Raw genomic sequence first — 19955 nt, 5'->3', positions numbered from 1 at the left:
GGGGTGATGACACACCCCTGAATTTGGGCGTTGTCCGAACCAGAAATGGATGAGGACGCGAACGACCCAAGAATCCCACGCCTTTAGGCGTGCGGAGTGTCAAAATCACGCACGGAAGTGAACGTCTTATGCATTGGGGTGATCAAACATCATCATCTGCACAAAGGAGGAGGAGCGCTTGAACATCGTTCCAACCAAACAGTTGGACCGTGCCATCGTCAACCAATTTTTCAACGACCATTGGGGAAGTCCGCAAATGGTTGTTTCAACCGGCATCTATACCTGCAGCGAGCTGGATGGATTTGCGGCTGTTGAGAACGGTCAGCGGATCATCGGACTGATTACATTCATCATCCGTGGCAGCGAATGCGAGATCATCTCGCTAGACAGCATAATGGAAAACCGCGGCATCGGCAGCGCCCTTTTGCATGAGGCAGAGGCATGGGCGAGACAACAAAGGTGCACGGCTGTTCAACTGATCACTACCAACGACAACTTGCATGCCCTTCGTTTCTATCAAAAGCGCGGCTATCAAATTGTGAACGTCTTTCCCAACGCTGTCGACAAGGCGCGACAAATCAAGCCAAACATTCCGAAAACAAGTCCTGACGGCATTCCTATTCGAGATGAGTTGTTGCTGGTCAAACCACTGGTGTGACACGAGGTGATGATGACGCCGCATCGAAAAAGAAGCACCGGCCTTCTCCCAAGACCGGTGCTTCTTTGTTTTGAACAACCCTCCACCTATGACGCCAGCCGCGAGGAGCGTCAAATTTCGGCGGCGATATGATACATGTAATAGACCCCATAGGCGATGCTGATGAGGGAGACGGTTTTCACGATCCATTGATTCATGACTTGCTGTTTCGCTTTCATCCAAACAAACGGAATCCCGAGAAACGTCGTGAACAGCATCATGCCGATGACCGTTCCTAGGCCAAAAATCAAAATAAAAGCAAGCGCCATCCAAGTTCCTTTGACCGTCGTCATCGTCAACAACACCATTCCGGCGCTGCCGGCTAAACCGTGGACGATGCCAATCAATGTCGATTTCACATGTAAATGATGAATATCGCCCTGGTGATGATGATCCAGCCTCATTGTCGAACGGAAACTAGCAATTCCTAGAATAACGATCATGATGCCGACGCCCATTTCGAGATAAGAAGCAATCTGTTCAGGAATTTGCCGCTCAAAGGCGATCATCGCCATCCCAACAACGAGCAGCGTCAACGTATGGCCAATTCCCCAAAACATGCCGGCCAGCGATGAAAGGGACAGTTTTTTCGTCCGGCTGGCAATGGTCGAAACGGCAATGACATGATCCGGTTCCGTCGCATGTTTCATTCCAAGCAGCAATCCAAACAAGAGCACAGGCCATATCGTTCCCATTGTCTTCTTCCTTTCCCTTGTCAATATTTCCTCCAACAGACTGGCGCTTTCTCACCGCATTGTTGGCGAATAAACTGTTGGACGCGTTGGAATATCGCTTCGATGGCCGATGTTTCATACGCCAATATACGTACAGAAAAGCCTGGAACGGCTGCCGCTGAAAAACCGCAGCGAACCTCTTTCGGCATCTCTTCCATGAATTGGTTGAACTGTTCTAACACTTCCTTTGTGATGAACGGAGAAAGAGCCACGAATGATCCGACATGCGTATAGCCGCCGAGCTGCAGCATGCTCGTTAAGTGCTGCCGCGAGTCCAAGTACAGATGATCAAACAGAACGAGCGCCTCGTCTTGATACACCTTCAGTTTCGAGCGAATCCAATCATAGCGGAACAGCTCGCCGCTTTCCGACCATCCAGCGTGATGATTTCGCCATAAACAAACGTGGAGCTTGGCGTGATGTACACCGTCGTTTCTTGATAAAAGCGCGCATGCTCATAGGCGATCGTCGGGTCGGGGAAATATTCAAGTACGCTTTGCTCCCCAAGTGACAATCGTGTATACTGCCTTACAGGCGTTGAAGGAGTTTTGTAGATTTTCGCCGCCGACTGGGTCGTCACCATCAACCGGGCGCTGGGCTCGAGGAAGATTTCCATATCATATGAATCCCCATCGACATACCCGCCGCCCACGTGGACAAGATATAACGTCGGATGAGCCGGGTCGAGGTAAACAGGACGCATCAGTTTCAGCGCCCCTTCACTATAGTTGTCCAAAATGACGGTGCGGCCGTTTTTCACGACCGCTGTACATCGCAAACGCCCCGTCCAGCTCATTCTTCCAGCCCTGCCAGCAGCACCTGTTTTTCGATCCAATCCACAACGTCAAAAAGACCAATCTCTTCTTTTAAATTCGTAAAAATGACCGGCTTCGCCCCTCGCGCTGCTTTGGCGTCCCGTTCCATCACTTCCAGACTGGCGCCGACGTAAGGGGCAAGATCGATTTTGTTGATCACGAGCAAATCCGACTTAATCATCCCCTGTCCGCCTTTGCGCGGAATTTTCTCCCCTTGGGCGACGTCGATGACATAAATGGAGAAATCGACCAACTCCGGGCTGAAGGTCGCCGCCAAGTTATCGCCGCCGCTCTCGATCAAAATGAGTTCCACATCTGGATGGCGCCGTTTCAGTTCATCAATGGCCGCAAAATTCATTGATGCGTCTTCGCGAATGGCCGTATGCGGGCACCCGCCCGTTTCGACGCCGATAATCCGATCTTCCGGCAAGACGCTATGTTTGATTAAAAACTGAGCGTCTTCTTTTGTATAAATATCGTTCGTAATGACCGCGATGCTAAAGCGGCGATGCATCGCCCGCGTCAGCTTCTCGACAAGCATCGTTTTGCCGGCGCCGACCGGGCCGCCGATGCCGATTCGTACCGGTTCCATTCTGGATTCTCCCTTCTCTGTCCTTCTTTCGTTCCACGTCAAACAAGATTTACGACATAAACAATCGAACAGGAAGACGTTCATGCTGCATTTGCGCGATTTCCAAGCCGACGGCTGCCGCCCCGAGCTCCTCTTCGTCGAGTGTCTCGATGATGCTCGCGGCATGAATCAAATATGGCTGCGCCATGACGAGCAGCTTTTGCCCGTCCGTCTGGCCGAGGGGAATGCCGCGAACCGCGTTTTGCACCATCGTTTGTACGGAAGCAAACAAATACGTCAGCACCGTCGTTTGTTTGGCTGCTCCGATTTTGCGGCCAACCGCCGCAAACACAATGGCCGGATGAATGGACCGCGTCGTTTGCACGATCTCATCCAATTCATCGACTCCGTAAATGTCGCGGCACAGTTTCCATAAGCGCCCCCCAATCATTCTCGTTCCTTCTCGCGTTTCCTTCGCCAAGCAGAGAGCAAACAGCGTGTCGTTCAGCCGCCGCAGTCCTTCCATACGGTCGACTTCCAACTGCTCATAGGCGATCCGGCACGCCAATCCCTCCGTATACGTCAGCTGGGTTTGGATATACACGACGAGCGCGTCGCCAAACGTTTTGGCATCACGAATTTGTTCATGGTACATATAAGTTTCAAACCCAAAGGAATGGGAAAACGCTCCTGATGGAAAATTGGAATCGGAGAGCTGCAGCAGCCACAGCAGCTGTTGGTCAGTCATGGCGATGCCCGATATGGCGGAACGCTTGTTTTACTTTCCGTTTTTCCCTCTTGTACGGGATGCCGAGTTGCTGGAGCAGCTCTTCGACTAAATAGTCGTATTGGACGAGCATTTCCCCTTCCTCGAATTGGGCGGGCAAGTGGCGGTTGCCGAGCTGATGAGCAATCTCCCCCATTTGTTTCATGGAAACAGGCTGGATGACAAGCAAATCATCGGGAAGAACGGATACGACAATGGCATTATGCTCATCCATCCATAACACATCTCCGTCTACCAATTCTTTCGCTTCTTTCAAGCGAATGCCAATCTCCCTCCCATGGTCGGTCACCACCCGCTGAATTCGTTTTACTAAATCATCGCTTGGCATGTACACCCGTTCGATGTGCGGGGGGAGAGAAGAAAGAGCTCGAATGTTGCCGATAACCGTTTCTACAATCATCATCATCACCTCAAAACAGAAAATATCGTTGCGCCATGGCCACAACTTCAGCCGGTTCGCACGTGATGAGCCGCCCATCGACCTTCACTTCATACGTTTGCGGATCGACATCGATTTGAGGCATGGCGTTGTTGAACACCATATCGTGTTTCGTTAACGAACGAATGTTTCCAACCGGTTTGACGATTTTGTGCAATCGCAGTTTGTCAGGGACGCCGCGTTCGAACGCCGCTTTGGACAAAAACGTAATGGACGTTTTCGCGACGGCGGCGCCATAGTTGGCGAACATCGGGCGGTACAGAGCGGGCTGCGGCGTCGGAATGCTAGCGTTCGGGTCGCCCATCACGCTGTAGGCGATCATCCCGCCTTTGATGACGAGCTCAGGCTTGACCCCGAAAAAAGCGGGATGCCAAACGACCAAATCTGCGAATTTTCCGACTTCGACTGACCCGACATACTCCGCGATGCCATGAGTGATAGCCGGGTTGATCGTATATTTGGCTACGTACCGTTTGACGCGGACATTATCGCCTCGCCCCGTTTCCTCCGGCAAGCGGCCAAACTGTTTTTTCATTTTGTCGGCCGTTTGCCACGTGCGTAAAATGACTTCACCGACCCGTCCCATCGCTTGCGAGTCGGAACTGATCATGCTGAAGGCGCCGATGTCGTGCAAAATGTCTTCTGCCGCGATCGTTTCTTTGCGGATGCGCGAATCGGCAAAGGCAATGTCTTCTGGAACGGACGGATCTAAATGATGGCACACCATTAACATATCTAAATGCTCATCGAGCGTGTTTTTCGTATACGGCCGCGTCGGGTTCGTGGAAGAAGGCAAAATGTTCGGGAAGCTGGCGACTTTCATAATATCGGGCGCATGCCCCCCTCCGGCTCCTTCCGTATGGTATGTATGAATGACGCGTCCGTTAATGGCCTTCAGTGTATGCTCGACAAACCCGCCTTCATTCAACGTATCGGTATGAATGGCGACTTGCACGTCGTACTCATCCGCCACTCGCAAGCACGCATCAATCGCTGCCGCCGTCGTTCCCCAGTCTTCATGAAGCTTGAGTCCCACCGCTCCGGCGCGCACTTGCTCCGCGATCGGCTCTTTCGCCGACGCGTTGCCTTTTCCTAAAAACCCAAGATTCATTGGGAACGCTTCGGCGGCTTCAAGCATCCGGTAAATATTCCACTCTCCCGGCGTGCACGTCGTGGCATTCGTTCCGGTCGCCGGCCCGGTCCCGCCGCCAATCATCGTCGTAATGCCGGATGACAGGGCGGTTTCGATTTGCTGCGGGCAAATGAAATGGATATGGGCATCCACTCCTCCAGCGGTCACGATTTTCCCTTCGGCCGCGATCACTTCCGTTGAGGCGCCGATGACAATATTGACGCCGTCCATTAACAGCGGATTCCCCGCCTTGCCGATGGCGGCGATGTTTCCATCTTTGACCCCGATATCGGCTTTGTAAATGCCGGTGTAATCAACGATGACGGCGTTCGTCAACACTAAATCGACCGCTTCGTCGCGGACAGCGAGCGGATGCTGCCCCATCCCGTCGCGAATCACCTTCCCGCCGCCGAATTTCACTTCATCGCCGTAAACGGTATAGTCATGCTCAATTTCAATCCATAAGTCTGTGTCCGCCAACCGGATGCAGTCCCCGGTCGTCGGTCCAAACATATCCGCGTATTGCCGTCTTGACATGGAAAAACTCATTCTCTTGCTCCCTCCTTCCCGTTGTCATCAAGCGGACCGTTGACCATATTGTTTAATCCGTACACCCGGCGCTTGCCGGAGAACGGGACAAGCTCCACTTGCTTCGCATCCCCGGGTTCAAAACGGACCGCTGTCCCGGCTGGGATGTTCAAATGTTTTCCGTATGCGGCCTGTCGGTCAAATTCGAGAAACGAATTGACTTCAAAAAAGTGAAAATGGGAACCGACTTGCACCGGGCGGTCGCCGCGGTTTATGACCGTCAGCTTCGTAACCGGCTTTTGCCGGTTGCACACAATCGGTTCGTCGCGCAATCGGTATTCTCCTGGAATCATAGGACCACTCCTTTAATCCACCTTCATCGGAATCGGCCGACGCTATTACGACCGGATCGGCTGGTGGACCGTGACGAGTTTCGTGCCGTCCGGAAACGTCGCCTCGACTTGAATCTCGTCGATCATGTCAGCGACGCCTTCCATCACATCATCGCGCGTCAAAATCGTTGCGCCGTATTGCATCAACTCCGCCACCGTCCGCCCGTCGCGGGCTCCTTCCATCAGTTCATACGTAATGAGCGCCACCGCTTCCGGATAATTTAGCTTCAAGCCCCGCTCTTTCCGGCGGCGCGCCAAATCAGCGGCAACGACGATCAGCAGCTTTTCCTGTTCACGCGGAGTCAGTTTCACTCATCTCTTCCCCCTCTTGAATGCTCCCGCCTATACTCGCAGGTTCAAAAAATCTCTCATTCGCTAACACCGCTGTCTGCTGCTTAAACAGCAAGAAATGATTGAATATAATTCAAATCAGCCCCATCGACATCCCCTTTCGCCACGACAGCGCCGCGATCCAAAATATAGAAACGATCGGCACAAGAAAACGCCAGCTCCACGTTATGTTCGACCAATATGATGCCAACCTGCTTTTCTTTGGCAATTTTCATAATCGCATCATGAATCAACGCAACGATCGAGGGCTGAATGCCTTCCATCGGTTCATCAAGCAAGAGCAGTTTCGGCCGGCCAGCCAACGCGCGGGCAATGGCCAGCTGTTGCTGCTGTCCGCCGCTTAAATCTCCTCCTTTTCGCTGGCGCATCTCTTTTAAAATCGGGAACAGCGCGTACATTTCATCAAGGGTCGGCTGGGGACGGACTTTTTCGGCCTGCGCTTCCAGCCCGAGAAGAATATTTTCCTCCACCGTCAACGCCGAAAAAATTTCCCTCCCTTGCGGCACATAGCCGATCCCCGCTCGCGCCCGCCGCTCCGGCGGCCATCGCGTGATATCTTCCCCCTCCCATTCGATGACGCCTGACATCGGGCGAATCAACCCGATGATCGTTTTCATCAACGTCGTTTTTCCGACCCCGTTTCTGCCCAACACCGCCGTCACCCGACCAAGAGGAACATCCATGTCAACATGATCGAGCACCACACTTCCGTCATAGCCAGCCGTTACATCCCGGAGGCGCAGCACGCGTTTTTCCCCCTTCCAAGGTACACATCGATCACTTGTTCGTTTTGCTGCACTTCATCCATCGATCCTTCGCACAATACTTTTCCTTCATGCATGACTGTCACTTGTTTGGAATAGCGGCGGACAAAGTCCATATCATGCTCGACAATAATGACCGCACAATGTTCGGCCATTTCATGGAGCCATTCCCCCGTGCGCTCCCGCTCCGCCGCACTCATGCCGGCGATCGGCTCATCCAATAGGAGGAGCTGCGGACGCTGAATAAGCTGCATGCCGATTTCCAACCACTGCTTTTGGCCATGAGACAGTGAGCCCGCTAAGCGATGACGTTCATCGAGCAATCCAATTTTCTCTAGCTGTGCTGCCATCATTTCTTTCTCTTCTCCAGTCAACTTCGCCCGCAAAACGGAACGCAGACGCCGATCTTGTCGCATGGCTAACTCCATATTTTCCCATACCGTCAAAAACGGAAAAATGGAAGGGCTTTGAAACTTCCGGGCGATCCCTATTTGCACGATCTCGTATTCCGGCCGTTGCGTGATGTCATGGGAGAAAAACAGCACCCGCCCGTCCGTCGCTCTCGTCCGCCCGCAAATGACATCGAGCAGCGTCGTTTTTCCCGCTCCGTTCGGGCCGATCAAAAACCGCACTTCATGAGGGTAAACCGCGAGATCAACACCTTGCAAAGCACGAAATCCATCGAAGTCAACGACGACGTCACGACACATCAACACGGGCTTCACGTTCATGCCCCCTTTTTTCTTTGATGCGAACGGCAGCGAGCGATTCATAAATGCCCGCCAATCCCTTCGGAACAAACAGCACAACAACGACAAACAAGGCGCCTAACAAAAGCAGCCATAGATCTGGATAATTTTCGCTTAAAAAGCTTTTCGCCGTGTTCATGACGATCGCGCCCATAATCGCGCCCATGAGCGAGTGGCGTCCGCCGACAGCAGCCCATAACACCATTTCAATCGAAGGAATAATCCCCATCATCTCCGGGGAAATGAGCCCGACTTGCAGGACAAACAACGCCCCAGCCACCCCGGCAAAGGCGGCTGACAAACTATACACAAACACTTTATAGACGGTCGGATTGAATCCTAAAAAACGAACCCGGTTTTCCGCGTCGCGAATGGCAATGAGCACTTTTCCTAGCCGACCAGTCGTTAGACGGCGCGTCATAACGAAAATGAGGGCAAGAACAGCTGCTGTCAGCCAATACAACACAATTTGCGTAAGCGGCGATGATAACGAAAAGCCGAACACGGTCGAAAAATTGGTCAAGCCGTTCGTTCCTCCTGTCCATTCTTGCTTGCCGATAAACAACGTAACAAACACGACAACAACCGCCTGGGAAAGGAGAGAAAAATAGACACCTTTAATCCGATTTTTAAACGTTAAATAGCTTAATAGCGCAGCGAGCAACGTAGGAAGAGCGATCGCGGCGGCGATGGCCACCATAGGATGCGCAAACGGCTTCCAAAACCACGGCAGTTCGCGCACGCCGCTCCATTCCATAAAATCAGGCAAATGCCCTCGCGAAGCTTCGAGCTTCAAATACATCGCCATGCAATAAGCACCCAATCCAAAATACACCCCATGGCCGAGGCTCAAAATGCCGGTATATCCCCAAATGAGAGAAATGCCGACCGCCACGATGGCAAAGCAAAGAAATTTGCCAAGCAAAGACAGGCGAAACTCCGTTAAATAAAATGGCGCCAAAAACAAAGCAACGAAAAACAGCCAGTATCCCCAACGTTTGTTCACGATGCTTCCTCCCCTCAATCGAGCGACCGCGTTCTCAAGCTAAGAAGACCGGACGGTTTCCATTGCAAGAACGCAATAATGAGAACGAACACAATGACTTTGGCGATGGTGGCGCTTGTGGAATATTCGACAAAGGTGGAGATTAAGCCGAGGCCAAACGCTCCTAGCAGCGTCCCAGCCAGTTTTCCCACTCCTCCTAAAATGACGACCATAAATGCATCAACAATATAGTACGTGCCGATCGTCGGCCCAATCGGCCCAAGCAAGGTCAACGCACATCCCGCCACCCCCGCCAATCCTGAACCGATCGCAAACGAGTATGCATCAACTTTCTGCGTGGCAATGCCGAGACAGGCCGCCATCGGCCGGTTCATGGTGACAGCCTGAATGCGTCGGCCAGCTCTTGTTCTCGTTAAATACATATAAAGAAAGAACACGATCGCCAATACAAGACAGAGAATAAACAACCGTTTATACGGAAACACCGCCCCAAACAAGCGGATTCCACCATCCAGCCAGCTTGGCGGCACAACCGCCACGTTGGGCGCCCCAAAGATGAGGCGGGCCGTCTGTTGCAAAATCAAACTGATCCCCCATGTCGCCAACAAACTGTCCAGCGGGCGGTGGTACAAATGGCGGATCAAGCTTTTTTCCAACCCCCACCCAAACAAGGCAGCGATGAGAAACGACGACGGAATGGCAATGACAAAGTACATCCCCGCTGATTGCGGCGCATGATGGGCAAAGATTTGTTGAATGACGTAGGTTGTGTACGCTCCGACCATCATCAGTTCACCGTGCGCCATATTGATGACGCCCATCAATCCAAAGGTGATCGCCAACCCAATGGCGATCAAAAGCAAAATCGAACCGACGCTCAGCCCGTTGAATAATTGGTCAATAAGCATCGCCGTCCCCCTTTCATGTCCGCTGGGCGAGAAGGAAGGACATGCCTTCCTCCCCATGCAACTATTCACTTAATCCTTTCGCCCATGGGTAGCTCTTTAAATACGGATCTGGCTTCACCGGCTGGCCGGAATTCCATAACTCTTTGAATTGTCCGTCCGCTTGGATTTCGCCAATGCGCACCGTTTTCCATAAATGCTGCGTTTCCCCGTCAATTTTCACCGTTCCTTCCGGCGCCTTGTATTCAAGGCCGGCCGCCGCTTTTTTCACTTGATCCACATCAAAGGAACCGGCTTTTTTCACCGCTTCGGCCCATAAATGAACGGCCGTATACGCCGCTTCAATCGGGTCATCAGTCACGCGGTCTTGCCCGTACTTTTCTTTATACTTTTGTACAAATGCCTTATTCTCCGGTGTATCGGTCGTCTGGAAATAGTTCCACACAGCCAAATGACCAGCCAACACATCCGGCCCGATCCCGCGGATTTCTTCTTCCGCGATACTGACGGACATCACCGTCACATCTTTCGGTGTGATGCCAGCGTCTTTCAACTGTTTGAAAAAGGCGACATTGCTATCGCCGTTGAGCGTATTGAAGACGACAGCCGGTTTCACTTGTTTGATTTTGCTGATAATGGTGCTATAATCGGTATGGCCGAGCGGCGTATATTCTTCCCCGACCACTTGCCCACCTTCGGCCTTCAACTGGGCCTTGATGATTTTGTTCGCTGTCCGCGGAAAGACGTAATCCGATCCAAGCAAGAAAAACGTCTTGCCGCGGTTTTTCAAGAGCCAGCTGACCGCCGGAACGATTTGTTGATTCGTCGTCGCCCCGGTGTAAAAGATGTTCGGAGACGACTCCATCCCTTCATATTGCACCGGATACCAAAGCAGCCCATTGTTTTGCTCCACAACCGGAAGCATCGCTTTGCGGCTCGCCGATGTCCAACCGCCAAAAATGGCGGCCACTTGATCTTTTTGCAGCAGTTTTTTCGCCTTTTCGGCAAACGTCGGCCAGTCCGACGCCCCATCTTCCACAACCGGTTCAATCTTCTTGCCGAGCAGCCCGCCCGATGCATTGATTTCCTCGATCGCCATTAACTCGGCATCGCGCAGCGACACTTCACTGATGGCCATCGTTCCGCTTAACGAGTGCAGGATTCCTACTTTGACCACATCCCCTTCTTTTCCAGCCGAAGATGAATCATTTTGATTCTCGTTTTTGGCTTGATCCACTGCTGATGACGCCGCACATCCCCCAAGAGCAAAAACACTGACGCATAAAAGCAGCCATAATTTCCACATGAATGCTGGTTTCATTCGCACACCCTTCCCCCTATTCATTTGAAACATCGATGAATTCCTGCCCCTCGTTCATCTAAAAGAGCGCATCCCTCCCTTGTTCCTCAAAAGCGATGCATGTTCTCCACGTTGAGGATTTGTTCTTGATTAGCAGTATAAGGCCCACGTTTCACGGACTCAACATATTTGTCATATTTTATTACATATTTTTGTTATATTTATTATCAATCATCTTCCGACCAATCAGCCAGGTCGAAAAACAAAACATGCCCCAAAAAGGCACACATGCACCTTTTTGGGGCAGCGTTCATTTCACAAGCGACAAATCCACTCCAATGACCCCGACAATTTGACCGTTATGATCCCTAATGGGAGCGGACACCGTGACGCAAAGATGTTTCGTCAATGCCGATACATACGGATCGGAAACATACACTGTTCCTCTACAAGCTTCCTGAAACCACGACCGGACTTTGGCGTTGACCAAGCCCGCCGGCGGATTCGAATAGACAAACGCCCCATCAAGACGATTCGACCAGACAGCCTCAATCTCTCCATTCTCAGATAAAAATCGATCCAGCACGCGTTGATGCATGGCCTCATCCATTTGTTCCAACGGAGCTGACTGAAGCAAAGCCGATAGTTTCTGAATCGTGTTTTTCACGACCGCATCATCGACAGAAATCGTTTCTCTCATCCAATCACGTCCGACCGTTTGTTGCAGCTCCTCCGCTGTCTTTTGCAGCGCTTCATTAATGCGCAAAATCTGTTCGACGCTTTCATGCTGTTCGTTCATATCCGCCGTCACTCGCTCGACAAACCGTTGATTTTCCCGGCTCAATTGCACGATTTCTTCTAGGAGAACGGCGATTTCTTTCACGCTGTCCGACTGCCCAGACGCTGACCGGACAGAAGAGGAGACGAGGTCCGTCATATCATTCAGCTGTCGCTGCAGCAAATGAAGGAACGACATAATCGCTTCCATTTCTTTCTCTTCGACATCGATTTGCTTTGTTTCTTCGCGAACGATATCGGTTGTCGCTGCGATTTCGCGTTGAATAAGGGACAAAATATCCTGTGTTTGCTGGACAGCTTCCGACGTTTGATTCGCCAACATGCCGATCTCGCGCGCGACGACCGCAAACCCGCGCCCGTGTTCTCCCGCACGGGCTGCTTCAATATTGGCATTGAGCGACAAAATTTTCGTTTTCTGCGAAATATCGCCGATCGCCGATATAATTTCATTGATGCGTCGCGAATGATGAACGAGATGGTCCATTTGTTTCAACAACGTTTCATGATGGGAGCGCAATGCTCGAATTTCCTTTTGCAACGTTTCTAATGAATTCCATGAATGCAGCCATTGTTCAGAAAACTGCCGGCTGCTCGCATACATATCACGCGAAGATGCAGCGATTTCCCTAGCCGCCTCCTCGATTGTTCGCATTTTGTTCGCCACTTTTTCCGTATACTCCACCGTTTTCTCGCTATGGTCCATCAGCTCTGCCGCACTATTCCGGCTTGAATCGGAAATGTCATTCAGCGAAAGTGCCGCCATCTTCATCTGTTCCATCGCTGCTTTGAGCTGATCAACCGCCACAACAATTTGCCTTGCAATTTGTTGCGGTCCTCCCTGCGTTTCCTCACGTCGAGGCTGATCCAGTTCGCGCTTTATTTTTCGTTCCGCACGTCTCGCAAAAATCAACAGGCGTCACTCCTTATGTCATTTTTTATTACATAATTATAATATAAGATATAACAAAAGAACATATAAAAATAAGACGCCCGTTCTTCTAAAAACGAGCGTCTTGCCTGGAAAAGGCTAGAGAACCATATTCAACAACAAAATGAAGACAAACGCCACCACCGAAATAATCGTTTCCATGACTGTCCATGTCATGAGCGTTTCTTTCACCGTCATGCCGAAATACTCCTTGATCATCCAGAAGCCGGAGTCATTGACGTGCGACAAGATCAACGAACCCGCGCCGGTCGCCAAGACAAGCAGTTCCATATTCGTTCCCGGCATGGTGGCGGCAATCGGCGCGACGATGCCGGCAGCGGTCATCATTGACACAGTCGCTGACCCGGTCGCTACGCGGATGAGCGCCGCAATGCCCCAGCCTAACAGGAGCGGAGACAAGTGCGAGTGTTTCGCCACTTCCGCGATTTGTTCGCCGATGCCGGAATCAAGCAGCACTTTGTTGAATGCGCCGCCCGCCCCGATGACAAGCAAGATGTTCGCGACCGGACCGAGGCAGTCGTTGGCGAATTTCAGCACGGCATCGCGGTTGAAGCCGCGGGCGTAGCCAAGGCTGAAGAACGAATAAACCGTCGCGATCAAGAGCGCGACAATGGGGTCGCCGATAAAACGCAGCACTTTCGCTGCTTCCGACTTTTGATCAAGCGTGACATTGGCGATGGAAGCAACCAACATCAAAATGACCGGAAGCAAAATCGTGAACAGCGTATTGCCAAAGCCAGGAAGCTCACGTGCTTCTTTATGCTGCACAAGCTGTTCGGCAATCTCCGCCGGCACTGTTTTGTGCAGGCGCGAACCGATCCATTTGCCATACAGCGGACCGGCAATAATGGCGGTCGGCAAGCCGACGATGATCGAGTAAAGAATCGTTTTTCCGACATCCGCCTTAAAAATGCCGACTGCCGCCATCGCCGCCGGGTGCGGCGGGACAAGGCCGTGAACGACCGATAAGCCAGCGACAAGCGGAATGCCGATCGTGACCAATGAAATGCCCGTTTCCATCGCAATCGTAAAGACAAGCGGAATAAGCAAGACGAATCCGACTTGGAAAAAGACCGGAATGCCGACTAAAAAGGCGACGACCATCATCGCCCAATGGACGCGTTTTTGGCCAAAGCGGTCGATCAACGTTTTCGCAATGCGCTCGGCGCCGCCTGATTCGGCCATCATTTTGCCGAGCATCGTCCCGAGCGCCAAGACGATCGCCAAAAAGCCGAGCGTGTTGCCAAGCCCCGCCTTGATCGAGTCAATAATGCCCGGCGTTTCCGGAGACGGCGCGATAAGCGGCATGCCCATCGCCAGCCCGACGCCGACGGACACTAAAATGAGTGCGACAAACGGATGCATTTTCGCCATAGTAATGAGCAATAATAACACGATAATAGCAGCAACAACAATGGCGATTTCCATCACAAGCTCCCCCTTTATCTTTGAGATAAATCGATTTAGTGAACAAAGCAAACGTTTTCAGTTCTTTGAAGGCAAGGGCTAAATCATTTAGCGCCCGATCATAGCCAGCTAAATCGATTTAGTCTTCCTCCCTTTACCCACTCCGCCGCTGAAACGCAGCGATGATGTCAAATTCCTCTTTCAATCGCTCATACAAGCGGGCATACAAATCAAACAGTTCAGCGTAAATGAGCGTATGTTCTTCCTTCGGCTCATGGCGGGCCGTTGTGTCGATCCACGTTTTCACCGTTTCGAGCGACGGCAGCTCGCCTAACGCGTAAAGCGCCACGCAGCCGCCCCTAGCGCCGACGCCTCGTGCGTCTGCGGCACGATGAGCGGTTTGCCGAGCATATCAGAAAGCATTTGCCGCCAAAACGGCGATTTGGCGAATCCTCCTGAGACGCGGATTTCCGACATCGGCCCCGTGACGTCGCGAATGGCCAAAGCGACAGACAAAATGCTGAAGCAGACGCCTTCCATGACAGCACGGATGAAATGCTCGCGCTTATGATGAAGGCCAAGGCCAAAAAACGTCCCACGCGCATTCGCATTCCAGTACGGCGCCCGCTCGCCCGACAAAAACGGCAAAAACACAAGCCCTTCCGCCCCCGGCGGGACGCGTTCCGCGTATTTCGTCAACAAGTCATACGGATCCATGCCGAGCTTTTTCGCCACTTCCCGCTCGTGGGCGCCGAACTCGTCGCGCAGCCAGCGAAGCAAAATGCCGCCGTTGTTCGTCGGTCCGCCGACGACCCAATAGCCGGGCGTCAACGCATAACAAAACGTCCGCCCTTTTTCATCGGTCGTCGGTTTTGCCGCAATCGTCCGCACCGCCCCGCTCGTTCCGATCGTGATGGCCGCTTCACCTGGGAGCACCGCCCCGACGCCGACGTTGGCGAGCACGCCGTCGCTCGCCCCGATGACAACAGGCACATCCGAAGCGACTCCCATTTTTTCCGCCCATTCTCTTTTCATCCCAGTCATGATATGCGTGGCGGGAACGAGCCGCGGCAGCTGGTCGCGGCGGATGCCGACAAGGGCGAGCGCCTCCTCGTCCCAATCGAGCGTGTCCAATCGGAATAAACCCGTCGCCGATGCCATGGAATGGTCAGCGACATAGTCGCCATACAGACGGTGCAACACGTAATCTTTCACCGACACAAACCGCCGTGCTTGCTGAAATACGTCCGGCTGCTCTTCCTTGAGCCAAAGCAATTTCGATAGCGGCGACATCGGATGGATCGGAGTCCCCGTCCGCCGGTAAATGGCAAGCCCGTTTTGCTCTTTCCACAGCCGCTCCGTTTGAGCCACGCTTCGGTTGTCCGCCCAGATGAGGAGGCGGGTGAGCGGCCGCCCCGACTCGTCAAGCGCCATAATCGAGTGCATCGCCGCACTCAAGCCCATCGCTTTCACCTGCTCTGGGCGGATGCCGTGGCGAATCGTCACCGCCCCCACTGCCTGAACGACCGCCGCGAACAGTTCATCCGGATCCTGCTCGGCAAACCCCGGATGCGGCTGGATGATCGGATAGTCGACAGCGTGAGAAGCCAGCACCTTCCCCCGCCCGTCAAACACGACCGCTTTCGTGCTTGTCGTCCCGATATCAATCCCAATGACGACGTCCCCATGAATCGCCATCGTTTCTCCTCCCTTCTTCATGCCTTCCCCCGCCTGATCGATGTCCGTTCCATCAATGTCGGGGAGAAACGAAATACGCGCGGACCGTCGGCTTTTTTCGCTTTCATTTGTTCAAACACGCGCTCAGCTGCTTTTTTCCCCATCGCAAACGTCGGCTGGGCGATGGTTGTCAGCGCCGGCGTGTAAATGTCGGCAAACGGTACATCATCGATGTTGATGATCGCCACCTCATCCGGCACACGAACCCCTGCGTCTTTCACAAACCGCAAAACCCCCATCAACGTCAAGTCGTTGATCGCAAACAAGGCATTAGGCCGCTCCGGTTCCACGAACCGCTTCTTCAGCTCCCTAGGCAGCGCGGCAGGTTCAGCGGCGATGACGTTTTGATCGCCGACTTCAAATCCCCTTTTCTCCATGGCCGCCCGAAACCCTTCCAACCGCTCCATCCGCGGCACGTTGTAAGGGACAAGCGGAGGGGTGACAATAGCGATGCGCCGATAACCGTTGGAAGCGAAATAATCGACTGCCATCTCCGCGGCAGCGAAGTTATCCAGAAGCACGCTGTCCACCTCCACTCCCGGCACCATCCGGTCGACAAAGACGAGCGGAAACCGTTCCTCGACAAGACGGCGGTAGACGTCCTCGTTCTTCCCTGTCGGAAACACGATCAACCCATCTACTTGCTTCGCCAGTAGCGTCTCGACGTATGTTTTTTCTTTGTCCGGATCATCGCCGGAATTGCAGACGATCACTTGAAACCCGCGCTTTTGGCATTCCTCTTCAATGGCGTGCAGCACTTGCGTTGTCAACATATGAAGCATATTAAAAACAATCACGCCAATGGTCGCTGTCGTCTTTTGCTTCAAACTGCGGGCGATGATGTTCGGCTGATACCCAAGCTCTTCAATCGCCTCGGCGATGCGCTTTCTCGTCTCCTCGCTCATATACTCATAGCGCTTATTTAAGTATTGCGACACGGTACTTTTCGAAACGTTGGCCAATTTCGCGACATCGGCCATCGTTACTTTTTTCAAAAGGGATCCCTCTCTCGCACTAAATCGATTTAGTTCAAAAGCGTTTTCATAAACCGGTTTAGCTTTATTATAAACCAAGTGAAAGCGGTTTACAATAGGTTTTGTTTGAAATCTAAAAATCAATGAACGGTATACGGCCGTGACAGCTTGCCGATCGAGTGATGTCATTCCGCCCGAATGGATCGCGCCAAACGGCTTCATAGATTGTACTTTCATTTTGCACTAAGCAATGCATTGATTCATTTTTATGAACAAATACCTATTTTTAATATGGTCATAAAATTCCTTCTTTTCCAAATTTCCAATAAAATTATATAGAAGATCGTTGAAAAATGCACACTCTAAGACAGGGATTTAGGAGGTCTTATACCGAAAAAGAAACATTTCTAGGAGGCTAGTGAAAAACAACCGATTTCGCTGAATCAGTTGCTTTTGGATGAACGAAAAGCGTTGATTTTAAAGGATTTCTCAATTTGAGAAGGAAATCCGTTTTCTGCGACTTTTCACTAAATCACCAGCCTTCTAGAGGAGAGTGATTTTTTTGAGGAAAATTTTTATGATCCTGTCGTTTGTTTTAGTATTTTCTACATTATCGTTTGGCGTTTCTGAAACATCTGTGAAAGCCGCAGAAGAACATAATGAGTTTATTAGAGCTTCACAAGCACAATTGTATACCGATACCAATTAACAAAAAGGAGAATGGGACATGCTGACTACCATGACGTCTATTTTAGGCTACCTTTTTATAGGTGTCGTTATTTTAGCTGTTTTTATGGTTTTTAAATTCGTGAGAAAACGGTAAAAAATTAGAAGACTGATCATAAAAGAAAAACGCCGTTCATAAATCGAAAAAGTTCCCAAAACACGGCGTTTCCAAAAACCTCCCCTGGGAACGAAACGTCCGAAGGCTCTAACAAGACGGCCGCCGCCCTTTATGAGGGATTTGACGCCATTGCGGGCGGCGACGTTCGCTCCAGCCAGAGAGCATCCGACTTACTTCTTCACCTTTTCAATCGTCTCGACCGGCAGCCCAGTCAGTTCGTGAATCGTGTCGACATCGTACCCTTTCGCCAGCATTCTCTTCACCACGTCGAGCTTCCCTTCCTCGATCCCTTGTTGGCGTCCTTGCTTCATCCCCTGTTCGATTCCTTGTTGGATTCCCTTTTCCATCCCCCGCTGTTCGTATGAGACGATGAGTTCCATCACACGCTTTGCTTCCTTCGTTTCCATTTGGCTCACCTCGTTTCGCAGTTTCGCTTCCTCCTCTTCGGATAGCCGCAAATACGTCTCGAAAAAACCGAACAACAGCCGCTGTTTCGCTTCATCCAGCTCGAGGCGGACGAGCATGCGCAAAAATTCCTTTTTCACGTCGACTTTCTCATCTTCATTATACCCCATTTTGCTTAGCAAGGCAGCGGCGACGGGGTTGTCATGACGGATGTACGCGCGCCACGGCAGTTTGCATAGCTCCACCGTCAAAAAGTGGAAGTCGAGAACGGTCAAAAACGGAAACTGCATGACCAATGAGGAAGGTTCGTCGTATTGTTCGTCATAGCTGAAGATGGCGATCGGGAGAATGCGGCGGCGGTATTTTTGAAACAAGCGGCTGAAGTAGAGGAACATTCGCTCGGGGAAGGTCCGCTGGGTGTAGCTTTGATGCTCGACATGGACAATGACGAGCCCGTCTTCCCCTTTTACCTTTGTTTCGACCAACAAGTCGACGCGGTGCTTCTCTCCGGCCGTCACATCGGTGAACAGTTCCTCGGAGAGGAAAGAGAGATGGTGAACGTCAATGTACTCGTACACATCGGGAAAGAAAAGGAGCAAAAACTCCTCAAAAAATGTCGACAGCAGCTCTTTGAACAACCGGTCATGATCGATTCGCTTCCTAGCCACGTTTTCCCTCCCGGCAATGTCGGATTCACCGTACTGTATTCGCCCTTCGCGGCCGAACTCCTCCTTATCCCTCCCACGTTTTTTGGCATGCGCCATTTCGCATTCGTCCTTTTCCTATAAGGGTGGTGATGTAGTGAAAAAACCGCGAAAAACACTATTTTCTCAAGTGGATAAGTCTTTTAAAACTAGGCCTTCTCTCGCGCCCCAAAACGCTGATTACGCGAAAGCCACCGTTTTTCACCGGTCTTCTATGTCGAGCGGTAAAACAAGCTGAACTCAGCAGTGGTTCAGCTGTGGCAGGGAGATAGGTTCAATCCCTCATAGGTACGATAAAAACACAATAATCAGTTCAAAATCTTCTTCGGTTTGATTGTTTCAATCCCTCATAGGTACGATAAAAAACCACCTTGCCCTCATACAACGACCGCATAGAACTAATGTTTCAATCCCTCATAGGTACGATAAAAACAGCCGATCAGCGTCGGCCTCGAAATATTTTTTCGCATGTTTCAATCCCTCATAGGTACGATAAAAACGATGTTTTACTTTGTTTAGATTATTATCGTTGGAAAGTTTCAATCCCTCATAGGTACGATAAAAACTTTGTGACGCTTCAATGGGTCACGGAAAAACAACTGTTTGTTTCAATCCCTCATAGGTACGATAAAAACCCGCCTTCCTCTACGACCAAAACATTCTCAAACATAGTTTCAATCCCTCATAGGTACGATAAAAACTTTAGCGTCATTTTCGATTACTCTATCTGCAAAAAGGTTTCAATCCCTCATAGGTACGATAAAAACTGTAGAGAATTAATTCAGGCGGCTAAACGCTTTTTGTTTCAATCCCTCATAGGTACGATAAAAACTCGTTTCCTTCAAAGAAAAGCATCAGAGGTAAACCGTTGTTTCAATCCCTCATAGGTACGATAAAAAACTCACATACGCCCCAACGTTATCACAATCATCTATCGCCCGTTTCAATCCCTCATAGGTACGATAAA

At 51.3% G+C, this 19955-nt stretch carries 17 protein-coding genes, 2 pseudogenes and 1 CRISPR repeat array; of the genes and pseudogenes, 1 reads left to right on the top strand and 18 read right to left on the bottom strand.

Features of this window, described 5'->3' with window-relative positions; all coding sequences use genetic code 11:
* Positions 1–178: 178 nt before the first annotated feature.
* Positions 179–658: a GNAT family N-acetyltransferase gene (locus tag I656_RS06980; RefSeq protein ID WP_011231410.1), complete on the top strand. Its 480-nt coding sequence runs from the start codon at positions 179–181 to the stop codon at positions 656–658.
* Positions 659–768: 110 nt separating this feature from the next.
* On the opposite strand, the gene I656_RS06985 is transcribed toward I656_RS06980, so the two are convergent.
* The 18 genes and pseudogenes from I656_RS06985 to I656_RS07065 all read right to left on the bottom strand — a co-directional run bounded on the left by I656_RS06985 (position 769) and on the right by I656_RS07065 (position 18952).
* Positions 769–1392 carry an urease accessory protein gene (locus tag I656_RS06985; protein WP_015375014.1) on the bottom strand — a complete coding sequence of 208 codons (624 nt, stop codon included), beginning with the start codon at positions 1390–1392 and terminating at the stop codon, positions 769–771.
* 20 nt (positions 1393–1412) lie between these two features.
* Positions 1413–2047 (bottom strand): annotated as a pseudogene (locus tag I656_RS0115735) (urease accessory protein UreD).
* 176 nt (positions 2048–2223) lie between these two features.
* Positions 2224–2838: an urease accessory protein UreG gene (ureG, locus tag I656_RS06990; protein WP_011231413.1), complete on the bottom strand. Its 615-nt coding sequence runs from the start codon at positions 2836–2838 to the stop codon at positions 2224–2226.
* A 49-nt stretch (positions 2839–2887) separates the two neighbouring features.
* A complete protein-coding gene (locus I656_RS06995) occupies positions 2888–3565 on the bottom strand; it encodes an urease accessory protein UreF (protein ID WP_015375016.1) in 678 nt (225 codons plus the stop codon).
* Positions 3558–4004, bottom strand: a complete 447-nt coding sequence (gene ureE, locus I656_RS07000) for an urease accessory protein UreE (RefSeq protein WP_020960052.1) — start codon at positions 4002–4004, stop codon at positions 3558–3560. The genes I656_RS06995 and ureE overlap by 8 nt, the downstream gene beginning before the upstream one ends.
* A 10-nt stretch (positions 4005–4014) precedes the next feature.
* On the bottom strand, positions 4015–5724 hold the full coding sequence (gene ureC / locus I656_RS07005) for an urease subunit alpha (protein ID WP_015375018.1): 1710 nt from the start codon (positions 5722–5724) through the stop codon (positions 4015–4017).
* Positions 5721–6056, bottom strand: a complete 336-nt coding sequence (locus I656_RS07010; RefSeq protein ID WP_015375019.1) for an urease subunit beta — start codon at positions 6054–6056, stop codon at positions 5721–5723. Before I656_RS07010 ends, ureC begins: the two co-directional genes overlap by 4 nt.
* Positions 6057–6101: 45 nt before the next feature.
* On the bottom strand, positions 6102–6407 hold the full coding sequence (gene ureA / locus I656_RS07015) for an urease subunit gamma (RefSeq protein WP_020755308.1): 306 nt from the start codon (positions 6405–6407) through the stop codon (positions 6102–6104).
* Positions 6408–6490: 83 nt separating this feature from the next.
* Positions 6491–7192 (bottom strand): urea ABC transporter ATP-binding subunit UrtE, encoded by a 702-nt coding sequence (urtE, locus tag I656_RS07020; RefSeq protein ID WP_020755307.1) that lies wholly within the window; start codon positions 7190–7192, stop codon positions 6491–6493.
* Complete coding sequence (gene urtD, locus I656_RS07025) at positions 7171–7935, bottom strand: urea ABC transporter ATP-binding protein UrtD (protein ID WP_015375021.1); 765 nt, start codon at positions 7933–7935, stop codon at positions 7171–7173. The genes urtE and urtD overlap by 22 nt, the downstream gene beginning before the upstream one ends.
* Positions 7910–8968, bottom strand: a complete 1059-nt coding sequence (gene urtC / locus I656_RS07030) for an urea ABC transporter permease subunit UrtC (protein WP_033005799.1) — start codon at positions 8966–8968, stop codon at positions 7910–7912. The genes urtD and urtC overlap by 26 nt, the downstream gene beginning before the upstream one ends.
* Positions 8969–8979: 11 nt before the next feature.
* Complete coding sequence (gene urtB / locus I656_RS07035) at positions 8980–9873, bottom strand: urea ABC transporter permease subunit UrtB (protein ID WP_015375023.1); 894 nt, start codon at positions 9871–9873, stop codon at positions 8980–8982.
* A 61-nt stretch (positions 9874–9934) separates the two neighbouring features.
* Positions 9935–11191, bottom strand: a complete 1257-nt coding sequence (gene urtA, locus I656_RS07040; RefSeq protein WP_033005789.1) for an urea ABC transporter substrate-binding protein — start codon at positions 11189–11191, stop codon at positions 9935–9937.
* A gap of 289 nt (positions 11192–11480) precedes the next feature.
* Positions 11481–12878: a methyl-accepting chemotaxis protein gene (locus I656_RS07045; RefSeq protein ID WP_020755303.1), complete on the bottom strand. Its 1398-nt coding sequence runs from the start codon at positions 12876–12878 to the stop codon at positions 11481–11483.
* 117 nt (positions 12879–12995) lie between these two features.
* A complete protein-coding gene (locus I656_RS07050) occupies positions 12996–14345 on the bottom strand; it encodes a GntP family permease (protein WP_015375026.1) in 1350 nt (449 codons plus the stop codon).
* Positions 14346–14478: 133 nt separating this feature from the next.
* Positions 14479–16022, bottom strand: a pseudogene (gene gntK, locus I656_RS07055) (gluconokinase).
* Between the two features lie 17 nt (positions 16023–16039).
* Positions 16040–17056, bottom strand: coding sequence for a LacI family DNA-binding transcriptional regulator (locus I656_RS07060; protein ID WP_033005783.1), 1017 nt, complete (start codon positions 17054–17056; stop codon positions 16040–16042).
* Positions 17057–18049: 993 nt separating this feature from the next.
* A complete protein-coding gene (locus tag I656_RS07065; protein WP_033005793.1) occupies positions 18050–18952 on the bottom strand; it encodes an Rpn family recombination-promoting nuclease/putative transposase in 903 nt (300 codons plus the stop codon).
* 307 nt (positions 18953–19259) lie between these two features.
* Positions 19260–19955: a CRISPR direct-repeat array (repeat unit 27 nt; unit sequence GTTTCAATCCCTCATAGGTACGATAAA).

The organism is Geobacillus sp. WSUCF1, assembly GCF_000422025.1.
Lineage (GTDB): Bacteria > Bacillota > Bacilli > Bacillales > Anoxybacillaceae > Geobacillus > Geobacillus zalihae.
The sequence above is the reverse complement of the archived record's forward strand: the minus strand, read 5'-3'. Positions and strand labels throughout refer to the sequence as shown.